Raw genomic sequence first — 16,749 nt, 5'->3', positions numbered from 1 at the left:
GATTGTGCGATGACGAGCCGCGCACAATCCCTACGCAAGAAAATGACGGAGGAAGAGCGCCGAATATGGAACGCCTTGCGATCCTGGCGGGATCAGGGCTTTCACTTCCGACGGCAAGCGCCCATTGGCCCCTATATCGTTGATTTTGCATGCCATAAGTATCAGTTGGCAATTGAGATTGATGGAAGCCAGCACGGATGGGACCGTGAACGCCAGCGAGACGACAAGCGCGATCAATGGCCTCGTGGCGAAGCCTATGAAGTATTGCGTTTTTGGAACAACGAGGTCCGAGACAACCTGGATGGTGTACTTGACCGTATTCACGAGGCGATCAGCGAATTGAAGCGGCAGCGCGCTATTGAAAAGTGAAGACTAGATCACCCCACCCTGGCGGCTTTGCCGCCTTCCCTCCCCATCAAGGGGAGGGGAAAGATGGTTGGATTGTCCAGTTAACGTGTCCTAACGAAGGTGTACTCGAACGCACAATGAATCCCCTCCCCCTTGTGGGGAGGGGTAGGGGTTCGCCGAAACTAATCCGACAGCTCCCCCAACGCCCAATTGGCGGCTTCCGCCACAACCGGGTCCGGATCAGAGCGCAACGCTTCAACCAGCGGCACCAGTGACGCGTCCCCCGAATTACCCGCCGCAATCAGGCAGTTGCGGATGAAGCGATCGCGGCCAATGCGCTTGATGGGCGAGCCGGAGAAAAGCTGGCGAAACGCGGCATCATCCAGCGCCAGCAGATCGGAGAGAGGCGGGGATTTTAGATCCTCGCGGGCGATGAGTTTGGCTTCGCTGGCCTCGCTGGCGAATTTATTCCACGGGCAGACGGCCAGACAATCATCACAGCCATAGATGCGATTGCCCATGGGTTTGCGGAACTCTTCCGGGATCGGGCCTTTGTGCTCGATGGTGAGGTAGGAGATACAGCGGCGCGCATCGAGCTGGTAGGGTGCGGGGAAGGCGCTGGTCGGGCAGATATCGAGACAGGCGCGGCATGCCCCGCAATGGTCCTGACCGGGCGCGTCGGGTTCCAGTGCGGCGGTCGTCAGGATGACGCCGAGGAAAAACCAGGAGCCGAGCTCGCGGCTGACCAGGTTTGTATGCTTGCCCTGCCAGCCTAGCCCGGCTTTCTCGGCCAGCGGCTTTTCCATCAGGGGCGCGGTATCAACGAAGACCTTCACTTCTTCGCCCGTGCCCTTCGCCACCTGCCCGGCCAGTTGTTTCAGTCTGCCCTTGATCACATCGTGATAGTCGCGATGGCGGGCATAGACCGAGATATTGCCGGCGGATGTGTTCTCCAGGTCCTCCAGCGGGTCGGCGTCCGGCCCGTAATTCATGGCGACGATGATCGCGGATTTGGCTTGCGGCCACATGCCGTTGGGGTGTTTGCGGCGATCCAGCGTGTCCTTCATCCACGCCATCGTGCCGTGATGGCCCTGCTCGACGAAAGCCTCCAGCCGCGCGGCGGCCTCCCACGCCTCATCCGCCCGGCAGATGCGAAGGGAGGAAAAGCCGAGCCCTTTTGCTTTGGCGCGCCAGGATTCCCTAGAAGTCGAGATCATCATATTGCTTCGACGGGGGCAGGCCCGGCAATCGGTCAGCCAGCAGGCCACGGAAGGCGGGCCGGCATTTAATCCGGGCATACCAGGTTTTCACCGCCGGAAATTCGTCAAACGGGGCATCGCCCAGATAATCCGCACAGGACAGATGCGCCGCTGCGACGATATCGGCGAGGGAAAAGCGCGGGCCGGCCAGCCCATCGCGTGTTTCGAGCAGGCCGGTCAGATAATCCATATGCCAGCGCAAATGATCGCGGCCTTCGCGGATGGCTTGCGGGTCCGGTGCGCCCAAGGACTGTGCGCGCTTTTCCAGCTTTTCATGCAGGAGGTAAGCATCCACCTCGCCGGAATATTTTAGTTCAAACCAGCCCATCAGGCGGCGCACTTCGGCGCGTTCCACCGCGCCGCGCGGCATCAAAGGTTGTCCGGGATAGGCTTCGTCGAGATATTCCAGAATGGGCCGCATTTCAGCGATCGTGGCGGTTTTATCTTGCAAGACCGGCAAACCGCCAGCCGGGTTCAGATCAAACAGGGGTTCCGGGCGCAGCCAGGGACGCTCTTCTTGCAGGTCAAAATCCAGCCCCTTTTCCGCCAGCGCAAAGCGCGCAGCGCGGGAAGCAGGATCAAGCGGCCAATGGTGAAGAATGCGCATGATGCGAAGCTAGGGTGATTTTCGCGGCAGATTAAGCGTCTTTCGCCGTATCGGCGCTTTCGCCCCGCAGGAAGTTGAGCCCGTGCGGTTCGGCTTTACCGTGCGGGTCCGGATGAATGAGAATGTCGGCGGCGGGATATTGGGCCTGCACGCGCTTTTCCGCGGCCACGACGATTTTGTGCGCGTCTTCGAGGGTGAGGTTGGGGTCGAGATCCAGATGCATCTGGATATGGATCAGGGGTCCGGCGGCGCGGGTGCGTAGCTGATGCACGCCATAAATGCGGGTGTCATCGCCGGCAAGATCGAGAATTCTCTGCCGTTCGGCCTCTGGCAATTCCTTATCCAGCATCTGATCGAACGCGCCTTGCGCCACCTGCCAGGCGGACCAGAACAGCCAGAGGGCCACGCCCGCGCCGATGAGGGGATCAGCCAACGGAAACGCGAGAAAGGCGGTGGCGGCAATGCCGGTGATGACCGCCAGATTGGCCGCCAGATCGGCCATGTAATGAGCGCGATCACCCGAGACGGCGACTGAGCCGGTTTGCTTGATGGCGCGGGTCTGGGCCCAGACCAGACCGGCGGTGAGCAGGATGGACAGTACCATCACGCCAATGGCCCATTCGCCATTCAGCAAGGGCCGGGGTACAGCAAGATGTATCCACGCTTCGCGTAATAGCAGCCCGGCCGAGAGCGCGACGAAGAGCGCCTGCGCAAAGCTGGCCAGAGCCTCGGCCTTGCCATGGCCAAAGCGATGGTCGTCATCAGCGGGTACCGCGGCAAAGCGCACAGCAAAGAACGTCATCAGCGAGGCGAGAAGGTCCAGCGCGCTATCGGCCAGCGAAGCGAGCAGGGCAACAGAGCCCGACGCCCACCAGGCGACCGCCTTTGTGATCACCAGGATGAGCGCCACCGACACGGACAGTGTCGTGGTGCGCGAGGTGATGCGCTTGGCCTTTTGCGGCGGCAGCTTGCCCGGCCCGGCTTCGCTGGGGGAGTGATCATGCGGCATGCCCGCTATATGGCGCGCCTCTGCCAGGCGTTCAAATGCGATGTTTGCGACGGATTATAAGATGCAGATTCGTTTCTCATGTGCTGACCGGCCCCACCCGGACAGGACGGCCCTATCCGATCCCCTGCCTGTCCTGTTCTGCCGAAACGGCCCCGCCCAGAGGGTTTGAGGACCGGTCAGCATTTTCCCGTACCGGTTGCGGACTTCAAGGCTTGCGCTGGCGGGGCGGTCTGCGCGATGATCCGTTCCATGAAAAAGACAGCTTATCTTCTCGCGTTTCCGCTCATTCTGGCCGCCTGTGGCACGACGGATAACGAAAACGCGTTCCGGGGCGGGACCGGTGGCGATGCCGCCTATGGCCGCGGCTTGCAATCTCTGGAACGCGGCGAGACCGCTGCGGCGCACGATTATTTCGTCTGTGCGGCGGAATACGGCAATGGCTATGAAGTGGCCTGGTATTATGCCGGTACAACGGCGCTGGAACTGGCTTCGCAAGGCGTCGAGGGCAGCGAAGACTATCTGGAAACCGGTGAAGACTATCTTGAACGGTCTGGCGAGGCCGGTTGGGGCGCTTCACAGGCCGCGCTGGCGCACCATTTTCATGAAACCGGTGCGGCGCAGCAGGCGGCTTATTGGGCGCTGCTCTACACCAATAATGTGCGCGAGATTTCGCTGGGCCTGACCCGCATGGATGCGGACACAATCGCTGAAATCCGGGAGGGCGTCAGCGATGACGTCATGGCCGAAACCGAATTAGCGGCGGCCCGTTTTGTGCCACAGCCCCTGTCGGTCGGCCGGTCCAGCGCGGAATGCGCGGATGCAATCCGCAGCGACCGGGAACGGTCCCGCCAGCGCCCGCAACGCCCGCGGCGCGAAGAGACACGCCAGCCCGGTGGCCAGCGCCAACCCGGCGGCGGCGTGCCGTACTAGTTTCTGATAACCGTTCCGCTAAATCGTCCGGAACACCGCAATTTCGCCGGACAGAACCTCATCCAGCCGCCAGGCGTCATCCTTGTTCAATTGTTTGAACAGGGATTTTCCATGAGCGGTATCGAGCCCGTCCAGATAAAGCGTGCCACCCGTGTTGAGGCGGGATTGCGCATGACGGTAATGGGCGGCCAGTTGCGCCAGCGAAAGCGTTCGGGACAGCCAGACGGCATCCATTTCTCCGGCATTGCTTGACCCGCCAATACTTGCAAACAGGCGCAAACGCCCAGAAGAGCAGCCGCGAAGCTGGCAAATGGCATCCACCGCTTCCGCACAGGCCGGCGGGGCGACCAGCGCCATGAAAGCGCCGCGCGCCAGCATGCAGGCCGTGACGTGATTGGCGGCACCCAGCTGTAACACCTTGTCGCCGGGCCGGATCGCACCATCCAGAAAATCCTCCAGCACCAGATCGGCGGCTGCATGGCGATGCCAGGCCGTGCGCTTGAATTTGCGCCAGGGCGAGGTGAGGCGGGACAGAAGGGACGGGGAGGTCGCGGTATCCAGGACGGCCATAAGCGTTCCAATCGTGTACAGTGTGTTAACGTTGGGGCATTCCCCCGCAAGGCGAGTGCCAAGTCTTGCCAGAAGGTTAATGCGAGCGGTGCTTGCACGTTTTGCCGGGGCTGTGATCAATGCGGTATGGATTACGTCTATGACCCGCCGAACGAGGATATGAACCGGCATATCGTCGATCGCCTGATCGAGGAGCGCGCGCCCAAGCTGCGCGAGCGGCCACGCGTCTGGTCGGCGATCAAGGCGCTGGCCTATCCGCTGCTCGGCTATCAAAAGGCGCTGGGCATTGCCGATGCGATTGCGGAAAAGTCCGGCGATGAGACGCTGAAATGGGTTAGCGACTATCTCTATCTCCGCCCGGAGGCGGAGAATCTGGACAGGATTCCCGAACGTGGCGGGTGTGTGGTGATCGCCAACCATCCCGGCGGGATTGCCGATGGCGTGGCGGTGTGGGATGCGCTGCGGGAACGCCGGCCGGATGTGTGTTTCTTCGCCAACCGGGACGCGTTGCGGGTCAGCCCGGGGCTGGCGGATCTCATTATTCCGGTGGAATGGCGGCAGAACCAGCGCAGCCGGCAAAATGCGCGTGAAACGCTGCGCTCGGCGCTGGAGGCGTTCAAATCAGAGCGCTGTGTGGTGATTTTCCCCGCCGGGGCCATGGCCGAGTGGGACTGGCGCCAATTCCGTCTGCGCGAAAAACCCTGGATGCCCACTGCGGTCAGCTTCGCCCGGCGTTTCAATCAGCCGATCATCCCCCTGGGCGTTCAGCAAAGAATGCCGGTGCTATATTACGCGCTGGCGCAAATCCACACCGAGCTGAAGGATATGACGGTGTTTCAAGGCTTTATCGGCAAGAAAGGCGCGCCCTATCCTTTGCGCTTCGGCGAGGCGATTGATCCCAGATCCCTGCCGGAGAGCGAGGCGGAAGCGACGACTATCGTTCGTGAGGCCTGCGAGAAGCTCGCCTGGGGACGGCCCTAGCGATGTTGATCAATCAGGACCGGGTTTCCGTCCGGGTCGGTCAAGGCAAAATGCGCGGGACCTGAGCTCTCCGGGTCAATCGGATCCCCCACATCCAGACCTGCGTCCTTGAACTTCTGTTGAAGCGCCCGGACATCTTCGAACTCATCCAGGTTATTCGCATCCTGATCCCAACCGGGATTGAAGGTCAGCGTGTTCTTTTCGAACATGCCCTGGAAGAGACCGAGAATCGTGTCCCCGTTTTTCAGGATCAGCCAGCCCTGAGATTGATCCCCGCCCATCGTCGTAAAGCCGAGGATTTCGTAGAATTTCTTGGATGCTTCGATGTCCTTTACGGCCAGCGAAACTGAAAATGCGCCCAGCGGCATGACTGCGTCCTCCCGTTGTTGGGAGCAACCCTAGCCTAAATTTTGGAATATTCACCTTCTGGCGGTTGTTCCGCCTAGGTTTCGCGTTCCACCATCAGCTGCTTGATGCCGGCGATGGCTTCTGCCGGGTTCAAGCCCTTCGGGCAGACCTGGGCACAGTTCATGATGGTGTGACAGCGATAGAGCTTGAACGGATCTTCCAGATCATCCAGACGCTCGCCGGTCATTTCATCGCGGCTGTCGACAATCCAGCGATAGGCCTGAAGCAAGGCTGCCGGGCCAAGATACTTGTCACCATTCCACCAATAAGACGGGCAAGCGGTCGAGCAGGACGCGCACATGATGCACTCATAAAGCCCGTCCATCTTGGAGCGGTCTTCTTCAGACTGCTTCCACTCTTTTTCCGGCTCGGCGGTTTTGGTTTGCAGATAGGGCTGCACAAAGGCGTGCTGAGCGTAGAAATCTGTCAGGTCCGGGATGAGATCTTTCACTACCGGTTGGTGCGGCAGCGGGGCGATCGTGATGTCGCCTCTGACCTCATCCATGCCCTTGGTGCAGGCAATGGTGTTGCGCCCGCCAATATTCATTGCGCAGGAGCCGCACACGCCCTCACGGCAGGAGCGGCGGAAGGCCAGCGAGGAATCCACATTGTTCTTGATCCAGAACAGGGCATCGAGAACCATCGGCCCGCAATCATCCGTGTCTATGGTGTAGGTATCCCAGGTGGGATTGCCGCCGCCATCCGGATCATAGCGGTAGACCTTGAAGGTGCGCGTATTTTTCGCGCCTTCCGGCTTGGGCCATGTCTTGCCTTTTTTGGGTCTGGAAGCTTTCGGAAGCGCTAACTCAACCATCAGAAATCCTTTTGAGGAACCGGTCTTACGTTTCGCATCAGAATGTATCTTGACCGTAAAGGAAGTCGACCCGCCAGCTTCAGTCGCTGGCGGGTCAATTCGCCTCAGGTCTTGGCCGTGGCTGGACCCAGTGCATACCAGTCCAGCCGGCGTGTCACATACATGGTGATCGCCATGGCCAGGAAGGCCAGCACCGCGCCCATCAAAAGGGCATAGTCCTCCAACAGAACCAGCGCATATTGCATGGCATAGATAACGCTGAGCACGCCAAAAACGGCCATGCCCTTGGTGCGGTTTTTAAAGGCCGCAGCCGCATAAAGAGCAGTCAGCGTGATCGTCGCGGCAGAGGCCGTCAGATAGGCGGTGAAAGTCGCCATATGTTCTGAAAAGGCCAGCAAAAGCAGATAGAAAATGACTTGAGTTACGCCGATCAGAAGGTATTGCGCGGCATGAATGCGGTCGCGTGTCGCGGCCTCAATCAGGAAAAACATCAACATCAAAAAGCCGATGAAGAAGATCGCATATTTCAGCGAGCGGCCGACATTCGTATAGCCATCTGCCGGTGAAAACAGGCGCACACCAAAAGCAGTGCGGTCTACATTGCGGATATCAAACTGGCTCTGACGCCAGACGCCCGGAACGCCGCGTGCGAGATAAGGCACCTGCCAGCTGGCGGCATGGCCGCCGTCGCTGATGTCGCGGGTTTGCGGCAGGTAGGCGCCGAGAAAGCTGGGGTGCGGCCAGTCAGATTGCAGGGACACCTGCGTTTCCCGCCCGGAGGCGGCGACCAGCAACAAATCCGCGCCGCTCAATTGCAGGCTGGCAGTGAAATCAAACCCGGCTTCCGGCGCAAGACGATCCAGGCCGGCGGCCACGCCCTGCCAGCGCCCGGCTTGTGCGTCTCCGGCATTATTGCTGTCGATCACCGCATGGGGGCTCAACCGGTCAAACACGGTTTGCGGTTCAAACCGAAGCCGCTGCCCCATTCCGGTTTCAAACACCAGATCTTCGCCAATGCCGCGCAGATCGCTGATGGCAAAGACGATCTCGGCCCCGCTCCAGTCAATGGTGCCATATTGCGGGGTCAGATTGCCCAGAGGGGGAAGAGCAAACCGGCCTTCCATCTGAATTGCTGCGTCAAAGACCGGGACATCATAAATCGCCCGGCGGCGCAGCGTGCTGGCCTGGGCAATGTCAACCTGCAGCTGATCCGCCGACAGGATAATGTGTTCGGTTGAACGCCGGATCTCGGTGCGGGTCTGGCCGTCTTCGCGGATCTCGACCGGCGTTTCGATTTGCACCGGCAGGACCAGGAACGGACCCCTTACCAGTTGGGGTCCGCCATAGGCTTCGCCGACCTCGGCCCGGACCTCATCGGCCCGGCCCGCGCGTTCCCAGGACAGAATGCTGACAAATAAAAGCGGAACGGCCAGCAGAATAACAATAAAGCCAACGGCCAGCAGTTTGAGCCCGAGTGACCGGGCTGCGAGTGGTGATTGCGCCATGAATTTCCCTTCCCTCTCCCCAGCGCGAAGACGGTTAGGGGCCGGCGACGGCGCAAATGCGGCGCGGGCGGGGCGATTTCGCCCAAATGGTTTTGCCAAAGTCAAATAATTGTATATACAAGTATAAAAATTTCACTGGGTGGCTGTTAGATATCGGCGAAGGAAATATTAATTGTATATGCAAATTATTAGGGTTTTGTGAGAATGAAAGCCGAATCAAATCAATATTATGAAATCTAGCACGCCCTCCAGTTTGGTGCTTGAAGATTGCCCCGTCATGCAGGCGCGAACCCGTGCGCGGCTGCTGACGCGCTATCTCGAAAGTGCGCTCAAACCCGTGAATTTAACACCGGAACAGTTCAGCCTGTTGGCCGCGATCGCGGCAGACCGAACGCAAAACCTCAAAACCATGGCGCAGAAAACGGGTCATGACGTCTCGACCCTGTCCCGGACGCTCAGCGTGATCATTCGCGATGGGCTGGTCCTGTCCGCCCCCCACCCGGACGACAAGCGGCGCAAGGATTTGCGGCTGACCGTGCGCGGGGAGATAAGACTGGAAGAGGCAATGAAGCTGTGGCGGCAGTCGATTGACGCCTTGCCGAAAGGCGATGAGGTAGGCGAGCGGAACCTCTAACGATTACCCTAGCCGTTTGTCCTTGCGGATGACGAGTTTCAATCCGGACCATAATTCATCGACGGCGCAGACCTTGATATCCACCAGATCGAGCGGGAAGGCCGCCTCGCGGATGGCGTCTTCACTCATATCGGTTACGACCCTGGACGCCTTTTTTGGCCAGCTGACCCAGACCATACCGGTCTGGGCGATGGCCAGTCGGGCTTGCGGCAAGGCCGAATTCATCTGGTCTTTGGACATGACAAAAAGATGGACGACATCCAGCTCGCCACCCGGTTCGGGTGCATCGGACAGATCGATGAATTCCGCCGCCTCGTTGAGCCAAAACAGGTTTTCCGGCAGGTTGATAAAGCATACCGCCTGACCGTCCTTCAGGCCGAGCTTTTTGGGGAGAGGCGTTCCGGAATAGCCGACGGTGTAGGTCATGAAGGGAGGCTAGCCGCAATAGCAATGGCTTCAACCCCTCACCCCGGACGCTCATCACAAGGGTGATTTCGCGCCCTTACCCTCTCCCCTTTGAAAGGGGAGAGGGAAGAGGAAGGCGGCCATGACAATGGACGGCTTTCGAGGGTGAGGGGCTATAGGCTTCGAGTGATGTTTTGGTGCTCATAAAGGCACCACGTCTTGTGGTTGACCGCTCGGGCCGACCGCGCGATCGTAGCGGCCATAAGCGTTATCGATTGGGAGAAACTCCATGACGAAAGCTGTGCGTGTAGAGGACGGCCACTTAGTTATTGACGTTAAATACGAATATAACATCCATCTCAGTCGGATAGACACACCTGAGAAAGTGGTTAGTTGGGTCTACCATCTGACCGAAAAGACGTGGATGACAACCGAAGTGTTACGAGAAGTGCTTAAAACAGTGTCGAACGAAAACGGTATCGATATTCACTTGAATACCTAGCCGACCAACTTGCCTCGCTAGTAAACCCGCGCTTTGGGCTCGATATAGGCGATGTCGTTGGACAGCGTGAAGTTATGCACGCCGCGATAGCCCAGGCGGATATTGCCGTCCTCATCGCACCAGGCGAGCGTGTGCTTCATCCATTCTTCGTCATCGCGATCCGGGAAGTCCTCGCGGGCATGGGCGCCGCGGCTTTCCTCACGGGCGACGCCGCCATTCACGGTAACCGCGGCTTGCGCGACGAGATTATCCAGCTCCAGCGTTTCCATCAGATCGGTGTTCCAGATCATGGAGCGGTCGGCGATCTTGATATCCGGCAGGCCGGCATAGACCTGTTTGATCCGCTCCACGCCTTCGCTCATCACCTCGCCGGTGCGGAAGACGGCGCAGTTTTCCTGCATAGCCGCCTGCATGTCGTCGCGCAGTTTGGCGGTAGGCGTATTGCCTTTGGCATTGCGGTATTTATCCAGCCGCGCCAGCGTATTTTCGCCGGCATTGACCGGCAGATCTGGCTGGCTGGAGGCGGCATCGACGGTATCGCCCACGCGAATTCCCGCAGCGCGGCCAAAGACGACCAGATCGATCAGCGAGTTGGAACCCAGGCGGTTGGCCCCGTGTACGGAAACACACGCCGCTTCACCCACGGCCATCAGGCCCGGCACGGTGATTTCCTCGCCCTTGCCATTCACGGTCAGGACTTCGCCATGATAATTGGTCGGAATACCGCCCATATTATAGTGAACCGTCGGCAGAACCGGGATGGGTTCCTTGGTGACATCGACACCCGCAAACACCCGCGCGCTTTCGGAAATGCCCGGCAGACGCTTGTGAATGATGTCCGGATCAAGATGGTCCAGATGCAGATAGATATGGTCTTTTTTCGGGCCGACGCCGCGGCCCTCGCGGATCTCGATGGTCATTGAACGTGAAACCACATCGCGGCTGGCGAGGTCTTTCGCAGACGGCGCGTAGCGCTCCATGAAGCGCTCGCCTTCTGAATTGGTGAGATACCCGCCTTCGCCGCGCACGCCCTCGGTGATCAGAACGCCCGCGCCATAAATGCCGGTCGGGTGGAACTGAACGAATTCCATGTCCTGAAGCGGCAGACCTGCGCGCAAGACCATGGCATTGCCATCGCCGGTGCAGGTATGTGCCGAAGTGCAGGAGAAATAGGCCCGGCCATAGCCGCCGGTGGCCAGAATGACGGATTTCGCGCGGAAGCGGTGCAGCGTGCCATCATCCAGCTTCCAGGCGGTGACGCCGCGACAGATGCCTTCATCATCCATGATGAGGTCGAGCGCGAAATACTCGATGAAAAACTCGGTCTCTTCCTTCACGCACTGGCCATAGAGCGTGTGCAGGATGGCGTGGCCCGTCCGGTCGGCGGCGGCACAGGTGCGTTGAACCTGGCCTTCGCCATAATTGCGGGTCATGCCACCAAAGGCGCGCTGATAAATTTTGCCATCTTCGGTGCGCGAAAACGGCACGCCCCAGTGTTCCAGCTCGTAAACGGCATCCGGCGCATTGCGGCAGAGATATTCAATCGCGTCCTGATCGCCCAGCCAGTCTGAGCCTTTGACGGTGTCATACATGTGCCAGCGCCAGTCATCCTCGCCCATATTGCCGAGGCTGGCCGAGATGCCGCCTTGGGCCGCAACCGTGTGCGAGCGCGTCGGGAAGACTTTGGAGATGCAGGCGGTTTTCAGACCTGATTGCGCAGCGCCCAAGGCAGCCCGCAAACCGGCGCCACCGGCGCCCACCACCACAACATCATAGGTATGATCGATCCAGCTATATTCGGACATGTGTGTTCAAATCTTCCTGTTATCCCGTCACGGCGAGGCGGATGAGCGCATAGGCGCCAGCCAGCCACAGCCCGTAAGCAACCAGCGTGTTGCCGATCAGAAGGGTCAGCTTCGGCCCCGCCCCGTGGATGTAGTCTTCCACCACGACCTGCAAACCCAGGCGCATGTGGTAGAGCGTCGCAGTCATCGTGATCAGCGTCAGGATGGCGCCCCAGGCCGACCCGAAAAAGGCGCGTGAAGCGTCTGGGTCTGGCGCGCCGGAAAAGGCCAGAGCGATGACAAAAAGCGGCAGCGAAATTGCCAGTGCAATCGCGGAAACACGCTGGGCGACGAAATGATGCACGCCCGACTTCGCCGAGCCGAGCTTGTTGACGCGCTTGGCGGGGGTCATGAAGCTCATGAGGCGCCTCCCGTCAGGGCGAAAAACCAGATGATCGCTGGCGGCACAAAGGACAGGGCGATGATGATCACCGAGCGGGTGTTCGAGCCTTTCGGGTCAAAGCCCTTGCCGGCATCCCAGGCGAGGTGACGCAGACCATTGAGCCAGTGATAGGTCACCGACCAGGTCAGCACGATCAGGCCCAGAGTGGTGAGACCCGACAGCGCGCCGGAGGTGAAGATCGCGACTTTTTCTTCCGCCCCGCTGGCAAGCAACACGACCCAGATCGTCAGCGCAATCGCGCCGATATAGTTGATGATACCGGAGGTCCGGTGAAGGATGGAGGAGAGCATGGTGGCATGCCAGCGCCACACCTGGAGGTGAGGCGAAAGCGGCCGCGCCTTGCTGTTTCCGCTGGCCATATCTGTTTCCCTGAAAAATGCTTCCCGACTTCGTGGGAAACAATAAGCCGCGCCGCCCCCAAATCAATGCGGCAATGCGGTATGTTATCGGTACTCCGCAATTACATTTACACGGAAGTCTTCACCGTCTGCATTTAAAAGCGTTTCACATCTCTGACTGACAGCCAAAGCCCCTTCGAAACGGCTCGAATCAAAACGAATGGCTGGAATTGCCTGATCCGGTGAGGGGCGCCATTGCCGCACCGGTGAAATAAGAGGTCTATGTTCGACCCTTTGAATGTTCAACATACCGCCACTCGCAGCAACCCATCGCGTGATGGTTTGTCCGGATCTGGGAACTACAGATCGGTCAATCCTGCGGCCCGTAATAGTAATCTGACCGGTATCCTGTTCGACTTGTCGGCGAATCTCCCGATTATGGCTATTAATCGGAGCTAAATTAGTTTCATTGTTTGTATAGGTGACGGACCGCAGTGTCCCAAACAATGATTCCTCGGCCTCATAAATACCACGGTTGTTGGAAATCAAACTGAACAGTTCATCGAACTCTTCTACAGCCTCATCACCCCATCTGACCCGGTCTGCATACAAATCAGCTAATTCACCGTTTGGCTCTGCCGCTTGAAAGACTAAGTCTTCGGCGGAAGCTGACGGTTCGAACGACATTAGTTCAATTTCAATGCTCGCCAAATACTGCATTGTTTCGGTGTCCAGCTGAGGCACGATTAAGCACATGCCGCTCTCAAATTTCGGCGACGTATTGCATTCGCGTGACTCGGATACATGAACTCCCGGCACTCTGAACTCTTGGTTTCCATGGTCGATATACCAAGAGAGGTGATCGTCATCGTCTTCTGCTAAATTCTCATAAGCAAGAAATGAAAAATACGAATCATATCGTGGCAAGTATAGCTCCCATTCGTACCTCGATGACTGAGCGCTCGAGTCGGAAGGCCAGATCCGCGTTATCGCCTGCCACTCTAGATTGTTTCGCCAAAGTACGATGCACGCATTTCGGCCATCTCTGTCAGCATTCAGCCTAACAAGATACTCGTTGGGCTGAAGATTCTCGAATGCGTTAAAATCTGAAGGTTCACCGGGAATAAACACTACATCGTGAGAGACCTGAGATTCTGCGAGCATTTCCAACCGACGAAGGTTTTCTTCGATTCCTGCCGTTGTTTCCCTCGCTTCCTGTCGGTCAAGAGAGAAGCCAAAAATATCAAAGTAGAATGCAGCTAACGCCAAAACGAGCCCTGCAACGGAAAGCACGATGCTGAGGTTGAGTTTTGTAATTATTTTTTTCAGGTATTCGAACATCTCAGGGGCTCTAACGCGTCTGTATTTCCTCAAGTTCGTTAGTTAATCCACCCCCAACATTTTTGGCAAACACTTCACGCCACTCTGCCCGCAATGGTGCGGCTCAATCGCCCTTCAGCCAAGCCTAAACCCATCGGTGCTATCAACTTGCCCGCCCCTCTTCTTGCCAACAGAACAGGCTGTTAATCGGAAAGCAATCATTTCCGAGGCCGCCGCCCCAACCACAACATACTCCTTGTCGAAATATGTGCTAATACATTAATACACAACAGGCAGGGCTGTTTCGAGCCTCAGGTGGCGGAGAGATGCGAGGGTGGTTGGATGAAAGCTGAAAGGAATGGCGTTTTCGTCCCTAAGGGGAAGCCGAAGATCGTTGCAGAACACCCGGCTTGATCCATTCAAACCAAAACGACTATTCCATCCGCAATTGTTCCGGCAGGCGCTCTTCGATGACATTACCGTCTTCGACATAGATCACCCCGCTCTTCATCACGAAATCGACGCTCTGCAGGAGTGACGGGTAGGTGAGGAGATCGCCTTCGACCGCGATGATGTCGGCATACATGCCTTCCTGCACGCGGCCCCAGTCTTCTGACACGCCCATCAGGACAGACGGCCAATAGGTGGCCGAGCGGATGACACCCATCACCGGTACGTCGAGCTCGCGCGTCCAGATATCGATTTCATTCCAGGTCGACTGGCAGTGGAATTTGGTCGGGATGCCGGAGTCCGTGCCGATCAGCATGACCACGCCTGCCTCGCGCAGCTGCTCGAATTTGCGCGCCAGGGTGGGCCGGCGCAGCGGGGTCAGCTGCATGTAGGAAAGGCGCTCTACATAGGCGAGGGAGCGCTGGATATCCTCGATCGTGTCGGCCTGAAGTCCGCGATGCCAGCAATCATTATCCAGCCGTTCGGGATTATCGCGCGTGCGCTCATAATTCCACAGACCTTCAATGGTGGGTGTCCAGTAAAGCGGCCCGCCGCGCACCCGGCCTTGCGAGGTGCGCTCGCGCAGCGCTTCGATCACTTCGGGCGGATATTCCGGCGCGGTGGTGAGGCCGGTATGTTCGAAATTATCCACGCCGACTTCCAGGCCGACCAGTATCTCCTGGGATCGATGGGAATGGCCCACGACTGTCAGGCCATGGGCGTGTGCTTCATCCACGAGGGCGCGCACCTCATCCAGCTCCATCTCGTCCTGATCGACCAGCTTGATGACATCAACACCCGCTTCAACCAGGCGGCGCACCTGCTCGCGGGCTTCGCGGACGCCGTCGATGCCGATGCGATAGTCTTCCGTGCCGGGATAGGGCTCGTTCTGCAAAAAAGGACCGGAGACAAAGAGGCGCGGACCGGGTAATTCGCCCGCATTGATGCGGTCCCGGATGGAGAGGCTTTCTTCCAAAGGTGCGCCCAGATCGCGGGCGGTGGTGACGCCGGCGAGCAAGAGCTGCACCGCAGAGGCCGGCATGATCTCGTCTTCAAAGCGGTCGCGATAAAACGGGTGCCAATGTGAATAATTGGCGTGGCCGGTCAGCATCAGATGGGCGTGCATTTCCCACAGGCCGGGCAGGACGGTCATGCCTTCGGTGGAGACGATCTCATAGTCGTCCGGCACGTCCAGCGAGTCCTGATTGCCGACGGCCAGGATGCGCTCGCCTTCCACCAGAATGACGGAGTTCCGGATGGGCGGGCCGCCATTGCCATCAATCAGCGTGCCGCCGACCAGTGCCTGACGATCCTGCGCCATCGCTGTGGCCGCCAAGCCGAGGCTCAGCGAAATCGTGAGTGTTCTTAAGATCATCCCTGCCCTCCCCAGAAGCGAAAACAGGCTAGCCTGTTTGCAAGATTGGTCAAAACCCATCCGCGCGGCCATGCTGTGCGTAAAGAAAACGAAAGATTTGCGAGGAGCCCCGCCCATGACCGCCATCACTAAACCTGCTGCCGTTGTGACCGGCGCATCGACCGGGATCGGTCATGCCAGTGCCAGCGTACTCATATCCAATGGCTTTCATGTCTTTGCCGGCGTCCGTAAAGCCGAGGACGCCGAACGTCTATCTCAGGAATTTGGCGCGGACATCACCCCGCTGACGATGGAAGTGACCGATACCGCCTCCATGCAGGCCGCCGGCGAAGAGGTCCGCAAAGCGCTGGGCGGGCAGACCCTGCAAGGCCTGGTCTGCAATGCCGGTGTCGCCGTAACGGGGCCGCTGCTTCACATCCCGATCGAGGAGGTGGAAAACCAGCTGAATATCAATGTGCTGGGCGCCTTGCGGACGGTTCAGGCATTCGGGCCTTTGCTAGGGGCTGAAGACGGGTTGACCGGCAAGCCGGGCCGCATCGTGATGATGTCGTCCATGGCGGGTGTCATGGGCATGCCCTTTGTGGGCCCCTATGCGGCGTCCAAACACGGTCTGGAAGGGCTCTCAAAATCCCTTCGCAAGGAATTGGCGATCTACGGCATTGGCGTTTATGTGATCGGGCCGGGGGCTGTGGCCACGCCGATCTGGGACAAGGCCGATGACACTTCGGAAGTCGATAAATACCGGCACACCGACTTTGCAAAGGCCATGCAGCGCGTCTTCAACTGGATGATGGATCGCGGGCCCAAAGGTCTGCCGCCGGAACAGATTGGAGAACGCGTGCATCACTGTCTGACCTCAGATGATCCGGATTTCCGATTTGCCGAGGTGCCCAACCGGTTTACCGAATGGACGCTGCCACGGCTGTTGCCGGAAAAACTGGTCCATAAGCAGATCATCAAACGCCTCGGCCTGCGGCCGGAAGACCTGGCGGACGCCCGCAAGAAGGGCTGACATCTTCGAGATTCGCACTAGTCTCCGCTTCAAAC

19 protein-coding genes are annotated in these 16,749 nt (G+C 58.7%); 6 read left to right on the top strand and 13 right to left on the bottom strand.

Going from position 1 to position 16,749, the window contains the following annotated elements:
- Positions 1 to 9 precede the first annotated feature (9 nt).
- Positions 10 to 369 (top strand): endonuclease domain-containing protein, encoded by a 360-nt coding sequence (locus tag ACO079_RS08815; RefSeq protein ID WP_421789349.1) that lies wholly within the window; start codon positions 10 to 12, stop codon positions 367 to 369.
- Between the two features lie 161 nt (positions 370 to 530).
- Here the strand turns inward: ACO079_RS08815 and queG are convergent, their stop codons facing one another.
- Genes queG through ACO079_RS08800 form a run of 3 tightly spaced genes read right to left on the bottom strand, consistent with a single transcriptional unit; the run spans position 531 to position 3,223 of the window.
- On the bottom strand, positions 531 to 1,565 hold the full coding sequence (gene queG / locus ACO079_RS08810; RefSeq protein WP_421789347.1) for a tRNA epoxyqueuosine(34) reductase QueG: 1,035 nt from the start codon (positions 1,563 to 1,565) through the stop codon (positions 531 to 533).
- The gene (locus ACO079_RS08805) at positions 1,549 to 2,214 is read right to left on the bottom strand and encodes a glutathione S-transferase family protein (protein WP_421789345.1); all 666 of its coding nucleotides are present in this window, start codon (positions 2,212 to 2,214) and stop codon (positions 1,549 to 1,551) included. The genes queG and ACO079_RS08805 overlap by 17 nt, the downstream gene beginning before the upstream one ends.
- Positions 2,215 to 2,245: 31 nt before the next feature.
- The gene (locus ACO079_RS08800) at positions 2,246 to 3,223 is read right to left on the bottom strand and encodes a cation diffusion facilitator family transporter (RefSeq protein WP_421789343.1); all 978 of its coding nucleotides are present in this window, start codon (positions 3,221 to 3,223) and stop codon (positions 2,246 to 2,248) included.
- A 249-nt stretch (positions 3,224 to 3,472) separates the two neighbouring features.
- Here ACO079_RS08800 and ACO079_RS08795 point away from each other — a divergent pair, with 249 nt between their 5' ends.
- Positions 3,473 to 4,153 (top strand): hypothetical protein, encoded by a 681-nt coding sequence (locus ACO079_RS08795; RefSeq protein WP_421789341.1) that lies wholly within the window; start codon positions 3,473 to 3,475, stop codon positions 4,151 to 4,153.
- An 18-nt stretch (positions 4,154 to 4,171) separates the two neighbouring features.
- On the opposite strand, the gene ACO079_RS08790 is transcribed toward ACO079_RS08795, so the two are convergent.
- Entirely contained in the window at positions 4,172 to 4,723 is a 552-nt protein-coding gene (locus ACO079_RS08790; RefSeq protein WP_421789339.1) for a hypothetical protein, read from the bottom strand.
- A gap of 126 nt (positions 4,724 to 4,849) precedes the next feature.
- On the opposite strand from ACO079_RS08790, the gene ACO079_RS08785 reads away from it, so the two are divergent.
- Positions 4,850 to 5,704 carry a 1-acyl-sn-glycerol-3-phosphate acyltransferase gene (locus ACO079_RS08785; protein WP_421789337.1) on the top strand — a complete coding sequence of 285 codons (855 nt, stop codon included), beginning with the start codon at positions 4,850 to 4,852 and terminating at the stop codon, positions 5,702 to 5,704.
- Here ACO079_RS08785 and ACO079_RS08780 read toward each other — a convergent pair.
- The 3 genes from ACO079_RS08780 to creD all read right to left on the bottom strand — a co-directional run bounded on the left by ACO079_RS08780 (position 5,701) and on the right by creD (position 8,431).
- Entirely contained in the window at positions 5,701 to 6,072 is a 372-nt protein-coding gene (locus tag ACO079_RS08780) for a VOC family protein (RefSeq protein WP_421789335.1), read from the bottom strand. The genes ACO079_RS08785 and ACO079_RS08780 overlap by 4 nt on opposite strands.
- A 74-nt stretch (positions 6,073 to 6,146) precedes the next feature.
- Positions 6,147 to 6,926 (bottom strand): succinate dehydrogenase iron-sulfur subunit, encoded by a 780-nt coding sequence (locus ACO079_RS08775; protein WP_421789334.1) that lies wholly within the window; start codon positions 6,924 to 6,926, stop codon positions 6,147 to 6,149.
- Between the two features lie 104 nt (positions 6,927 to 7,030).
- The gene (gene creD / locus ACO079_RS08770; RefSeq protein ID WP_421789332.1) at positions 7,031 to 8,431 is read right to left on the bottom strand and encodes a cell envelope integrity protein CreD; all 1,401 of its coding nucleotides are present in this window, start codon (positions 8,429 to 8,431) and stop codon (positions 7,031 to 7,033) included.
- A gap of 277 nt (positions 8,432 to 8,708) precedes the next feature.
- Between creD and ACO079_RS08765 the strand changes: the two genes are divergently transcribed.
- The gene (locus tag ACO079_RS08765; protein WP_421789330.1) at positions 8,709 to 9,065 is read left to right on the top strand and encodes a MarR family winged helix-turn-helix transcriptional regulator; all 357 of its coding nucleotides are present in this window, start codon (positions 8,709 to 8,711) and stop codon (positions 9,063 to 9,065) included.
- A gap of 3 nt (positions 9,066 to 9,068) precedes the next feature.
- Here ACO079_RS08765 and ACO079_RS08760 read toward each other — a convergent pair whose 3' ends face one another.
- Complete coding sequence (locus ACO079_RS08760; RefSeq protein WP_421789329.1) at positions 9,069 to 9,491, bottom strand: DUF3052 domain-containing protein; 423 nt, start codon at positions 9,489 to 9,491, stop codon at positions 9,069 to 9,071.
- A 268-nt stretch (positions 9,492 to 9,759) separates the two neighbouring features.
- On the opposite strand from ACO079_RS08760, the gene ACO079_RS08755 reads away from it, so the two are divergent.
- The gene (locus tag ACO079_RS08755; protein WP_421789328.1) at positions 9,760 to 9,972 is read left to right on the top strand and encodes a hypothetical protein; all 213 of its coding nucleotides are present in this window, start codon (positions 9,760 to 9,762) and stop codon (positions 9,970 to 9,972) included.
- A gap of 17 nt (positions 9,973 to 9,989) precedes the next feature.
- Here ACO079_RS08755 and sdhA read toward each other — a convergent pair whose 3' ends face one another.
- The 5 genes from sdhA to ACO079_RS08730 all read right to left on the bottom strand — a co-directional run bounded on the left by sdhA (position 9,990) and on the right by ACO079_RS08730 (position 15,702).
- Complete coding sequence (sdhA, locus tag ACO079_RS08750; protein WP_421789326.1) at positions 9,990 to 11,777, bottom strand: succinate dehydrogenase flavoprotein subunit; 1,788 nt, start codon at positions 11,775 to 11,777, stop codon at positions 9,990 to 9,992.
- Between the two features lie 19 nt (positions 11,778 to 11,796).
- A complete protein-coding gene (sdhD, locus tag ACO079_RS08745; RefSeq protein WP_421789324.1) occupies positions 11,797 to 12,177 on the bottom strand; it encodes a succinate dehydrogenase, hydrophobic membrane anchor protein in 381 nt (126 codons plus the stop codon).
- Positions 12,174 to 12,578, bottom strand: coding sequence for a succinate dehydrogenase, cytochrome b556 subunit (sdhC, locus tag ACO079_RS08740; protein WP_421789322.1), 405 nt, complete (start codon positions 12,576 to 12,578; stop codon positions 12,174 to 12,176). The genes sdhD and sdhC overlap by 4 nt, the downstream gene beginning before the upstream one ends.
- Before the next feature lie 84 nt (positions 12,579 to 12,662).
- Positions 12,663 to 13,898 (bottom strand): hypothetical protein, encoded by a 1,236-nt coding sequence (locus tag ACO079_RS08735; protein WP_421789320.1) that lies wholly within the window; start codon positions 13,896 to 13,898, stop codon positions 12,663 to 12,665.
- A 412-nt stretch (positions 13,899 to 14,310) separates the two neighbouring features.
- Positions 14,311 to 15,702, bottom strand: a complete 1,392-nt coding sequence (locus tag ACO079_RS08730; protein ID WP_421789318.1) for an amidohydrolase family protein — start codon at positions 15,700 to 15,702, stop codon at positions 14,311 to 14,313.
- Positions 15,703 to 15,817: 115 nt separating this feature from the next.
- Between ACO079_RS08730 and ACO079_RS08725 the strand changes: the two genes are divergently transcribed.
- Positions 15,818 to 16,714, top strand: coding sequence for an SDR family NAD(P)-dependent oxidoreductase (locus ACO079_RS08725; RefSeq protein ID WP_421789316.1), 897 nt, complete (start codon positions 15,818 to 15,820; stop codon positions 16,712 to 16,714).
- The last annotated feature ends 35 nt before the right edge of the window (positions 16,715 to 16,749 follow it).

Origin of the sequence: Hyphobacterium sp. (assembly GCF_965228115.1) — a bacterium.
Taxonomy (GTDB): Bacteria; Pseudomonadota; Alphaproteobacteria; order Caulobacterales; family Maricaulaceae; genus Hyphobacterium.
The sequence above is the reverse complement of the archived record's forward strand: the minus strand, read 5'-3'. Positions and strand labels throughout refer to the sequence as shown.

What these genes read in the sequence shown, in the direction of transcription:
- ACO079_RS08815 (WP_421789349.1), top strand. Translation starts at nt 10, where the DNA reads ATGACGAGCCGCGCACAATCCCTACGCAAGAAAATGACGGAGGAAGAG.
- queG (WP_421789347.1), bottom strand. Translation starts at nt 1,565, where the DNA reads ATGATCTCGACTTCTAGGGAATCCTGGCGCGCCAAAGCAAAAGGGCTC.
- ACO079_RS08805 (WP_421789345.1), bottom strand. Translation starts at nt 2,214, where the DNA reads ATGCGCATTCTTCACCATTGGCCGCTTGATCCTGCTTCCCGCGCTGCG.
- ACO079_RS08800 (WP_421789343.1), bottom strand. Translation starts at nt 3,223, where the DNA reads ATGCCGCATGATCACTCCCCCAGCGAAGCCGGGCCGGGCAAGCTGCCG.
- ACO079_RS08795 (WP_421789341.1), top strand. Translation starts at nt 3,473, where the DNA reads ATGAAAAAGACAGCTTATCTTCTCGCGTTTCCGCTCATTCTGGCCGCC.
- ACO079_RS08790 (WP_421789339.1), bottom strand. Translation starts at nt 4,723, where the DNA reads ATGGCCGTCCTGGATACCGCGACCTCCCCGTCCCTTCTGTCCCGCCTC.
- ACO079_RS08785 (WP_421789337.1), top strand. Translation starts at nt 4,850, where the DNA reads ATGGATTACGTCTATGACCCGCCGAACGAGGATATGAACCGGCATATC.
- ACO079_RS08780 (WP_421789335.1), bottom strand. Translation starts at nt 6,072, where the DNA reads ATGCCGCTGGGCGCATTTTCAGTTTCGCTGGCCGTAAAGGACATCGAA.
- ACO079_RS08775 (WP_421789334.1), bottom strand. Translation starts at nt 6,926, where the DNA reads ATGGTTGAGTTAGCGCTTCCGAAAGCTTCCAGACCCAAAAAAGGCAAG.
- creD (WP_421789332.1), bottom strand. Translation starts at nt 8,431, where the DNA reads ATGGCGCAATCACCACTCGCAGCCCGGTCACTCGGGCTCAAACTGCTG.
- ACO079_RS08765 (WP_421789330.1), top strand. Translation starts at nt 8,709, where the DNA reads ATGCAGGCGCGAACCCGTGCGCGGCTGCTGACGCGCTATCTCGAAAGT.
- ACO079_RS08760 (WP_421789329.1), bottom strand. Translation starts at nt 9,491, where the DNA reads ATGACCTACACCGTCGGCTATTCCGGAACGCCTCTCCCCAAAAAGCTC.
- ACO079_RS08755 (WP_421789328.1), top strand. Translation starts at nt 9,760, where the DNA reads ATGACGAAAGCTGTGCGTGTAGAGGACGGCCACTTAGTTATTGACGTT.
- sdhA (WP_421789326.1), bottom strand. Translation starts at nt 11,777, where the DNA reads ATGTCCGAATATAGCTGGATCGATCATACCTATGATGTTGTGGTGGTG.
- sdhD (WP_421789324.1), bottom strand. Translation starts at nt 12,177, where the DNA reads ATGAGCTTCATGACCCCCGCCAAGCGCGTCAACAAGCTCGGCTCGGCG.
- sdhC (WP_421789322.1), bottom strand. Translation starts at nt 12,578, where the DNA reads ATGGCCAGCGGAAACAGCAAGGCGCGGCCGCTTTCGCCTCACCTCCAG.
- ACO079_RS08735 (WP_421789320.1), bottom strand. Translation starts at nt 13,898, where the DNA reads ATGTTCGAATACCTGAAAAAAATAATTACAAAACTCAACCTCAGCATC.
- ACO079_RS08730 (WP_421789318.1), bottom strand. Translation starts at nt 15,702, where the DNA reads ATGATCTTAAGAACACTCACGATTTCGCTGAGCCTCGGCTTGGCGGCC.
- ACO079_RS08725 (WP_421789316.1), top strand. Translation starts at nt 15,818, where the DNA reads ATGACCGCCATCACTAAACCTGCTGCCGTTGTGACCGGCGCATCGACC.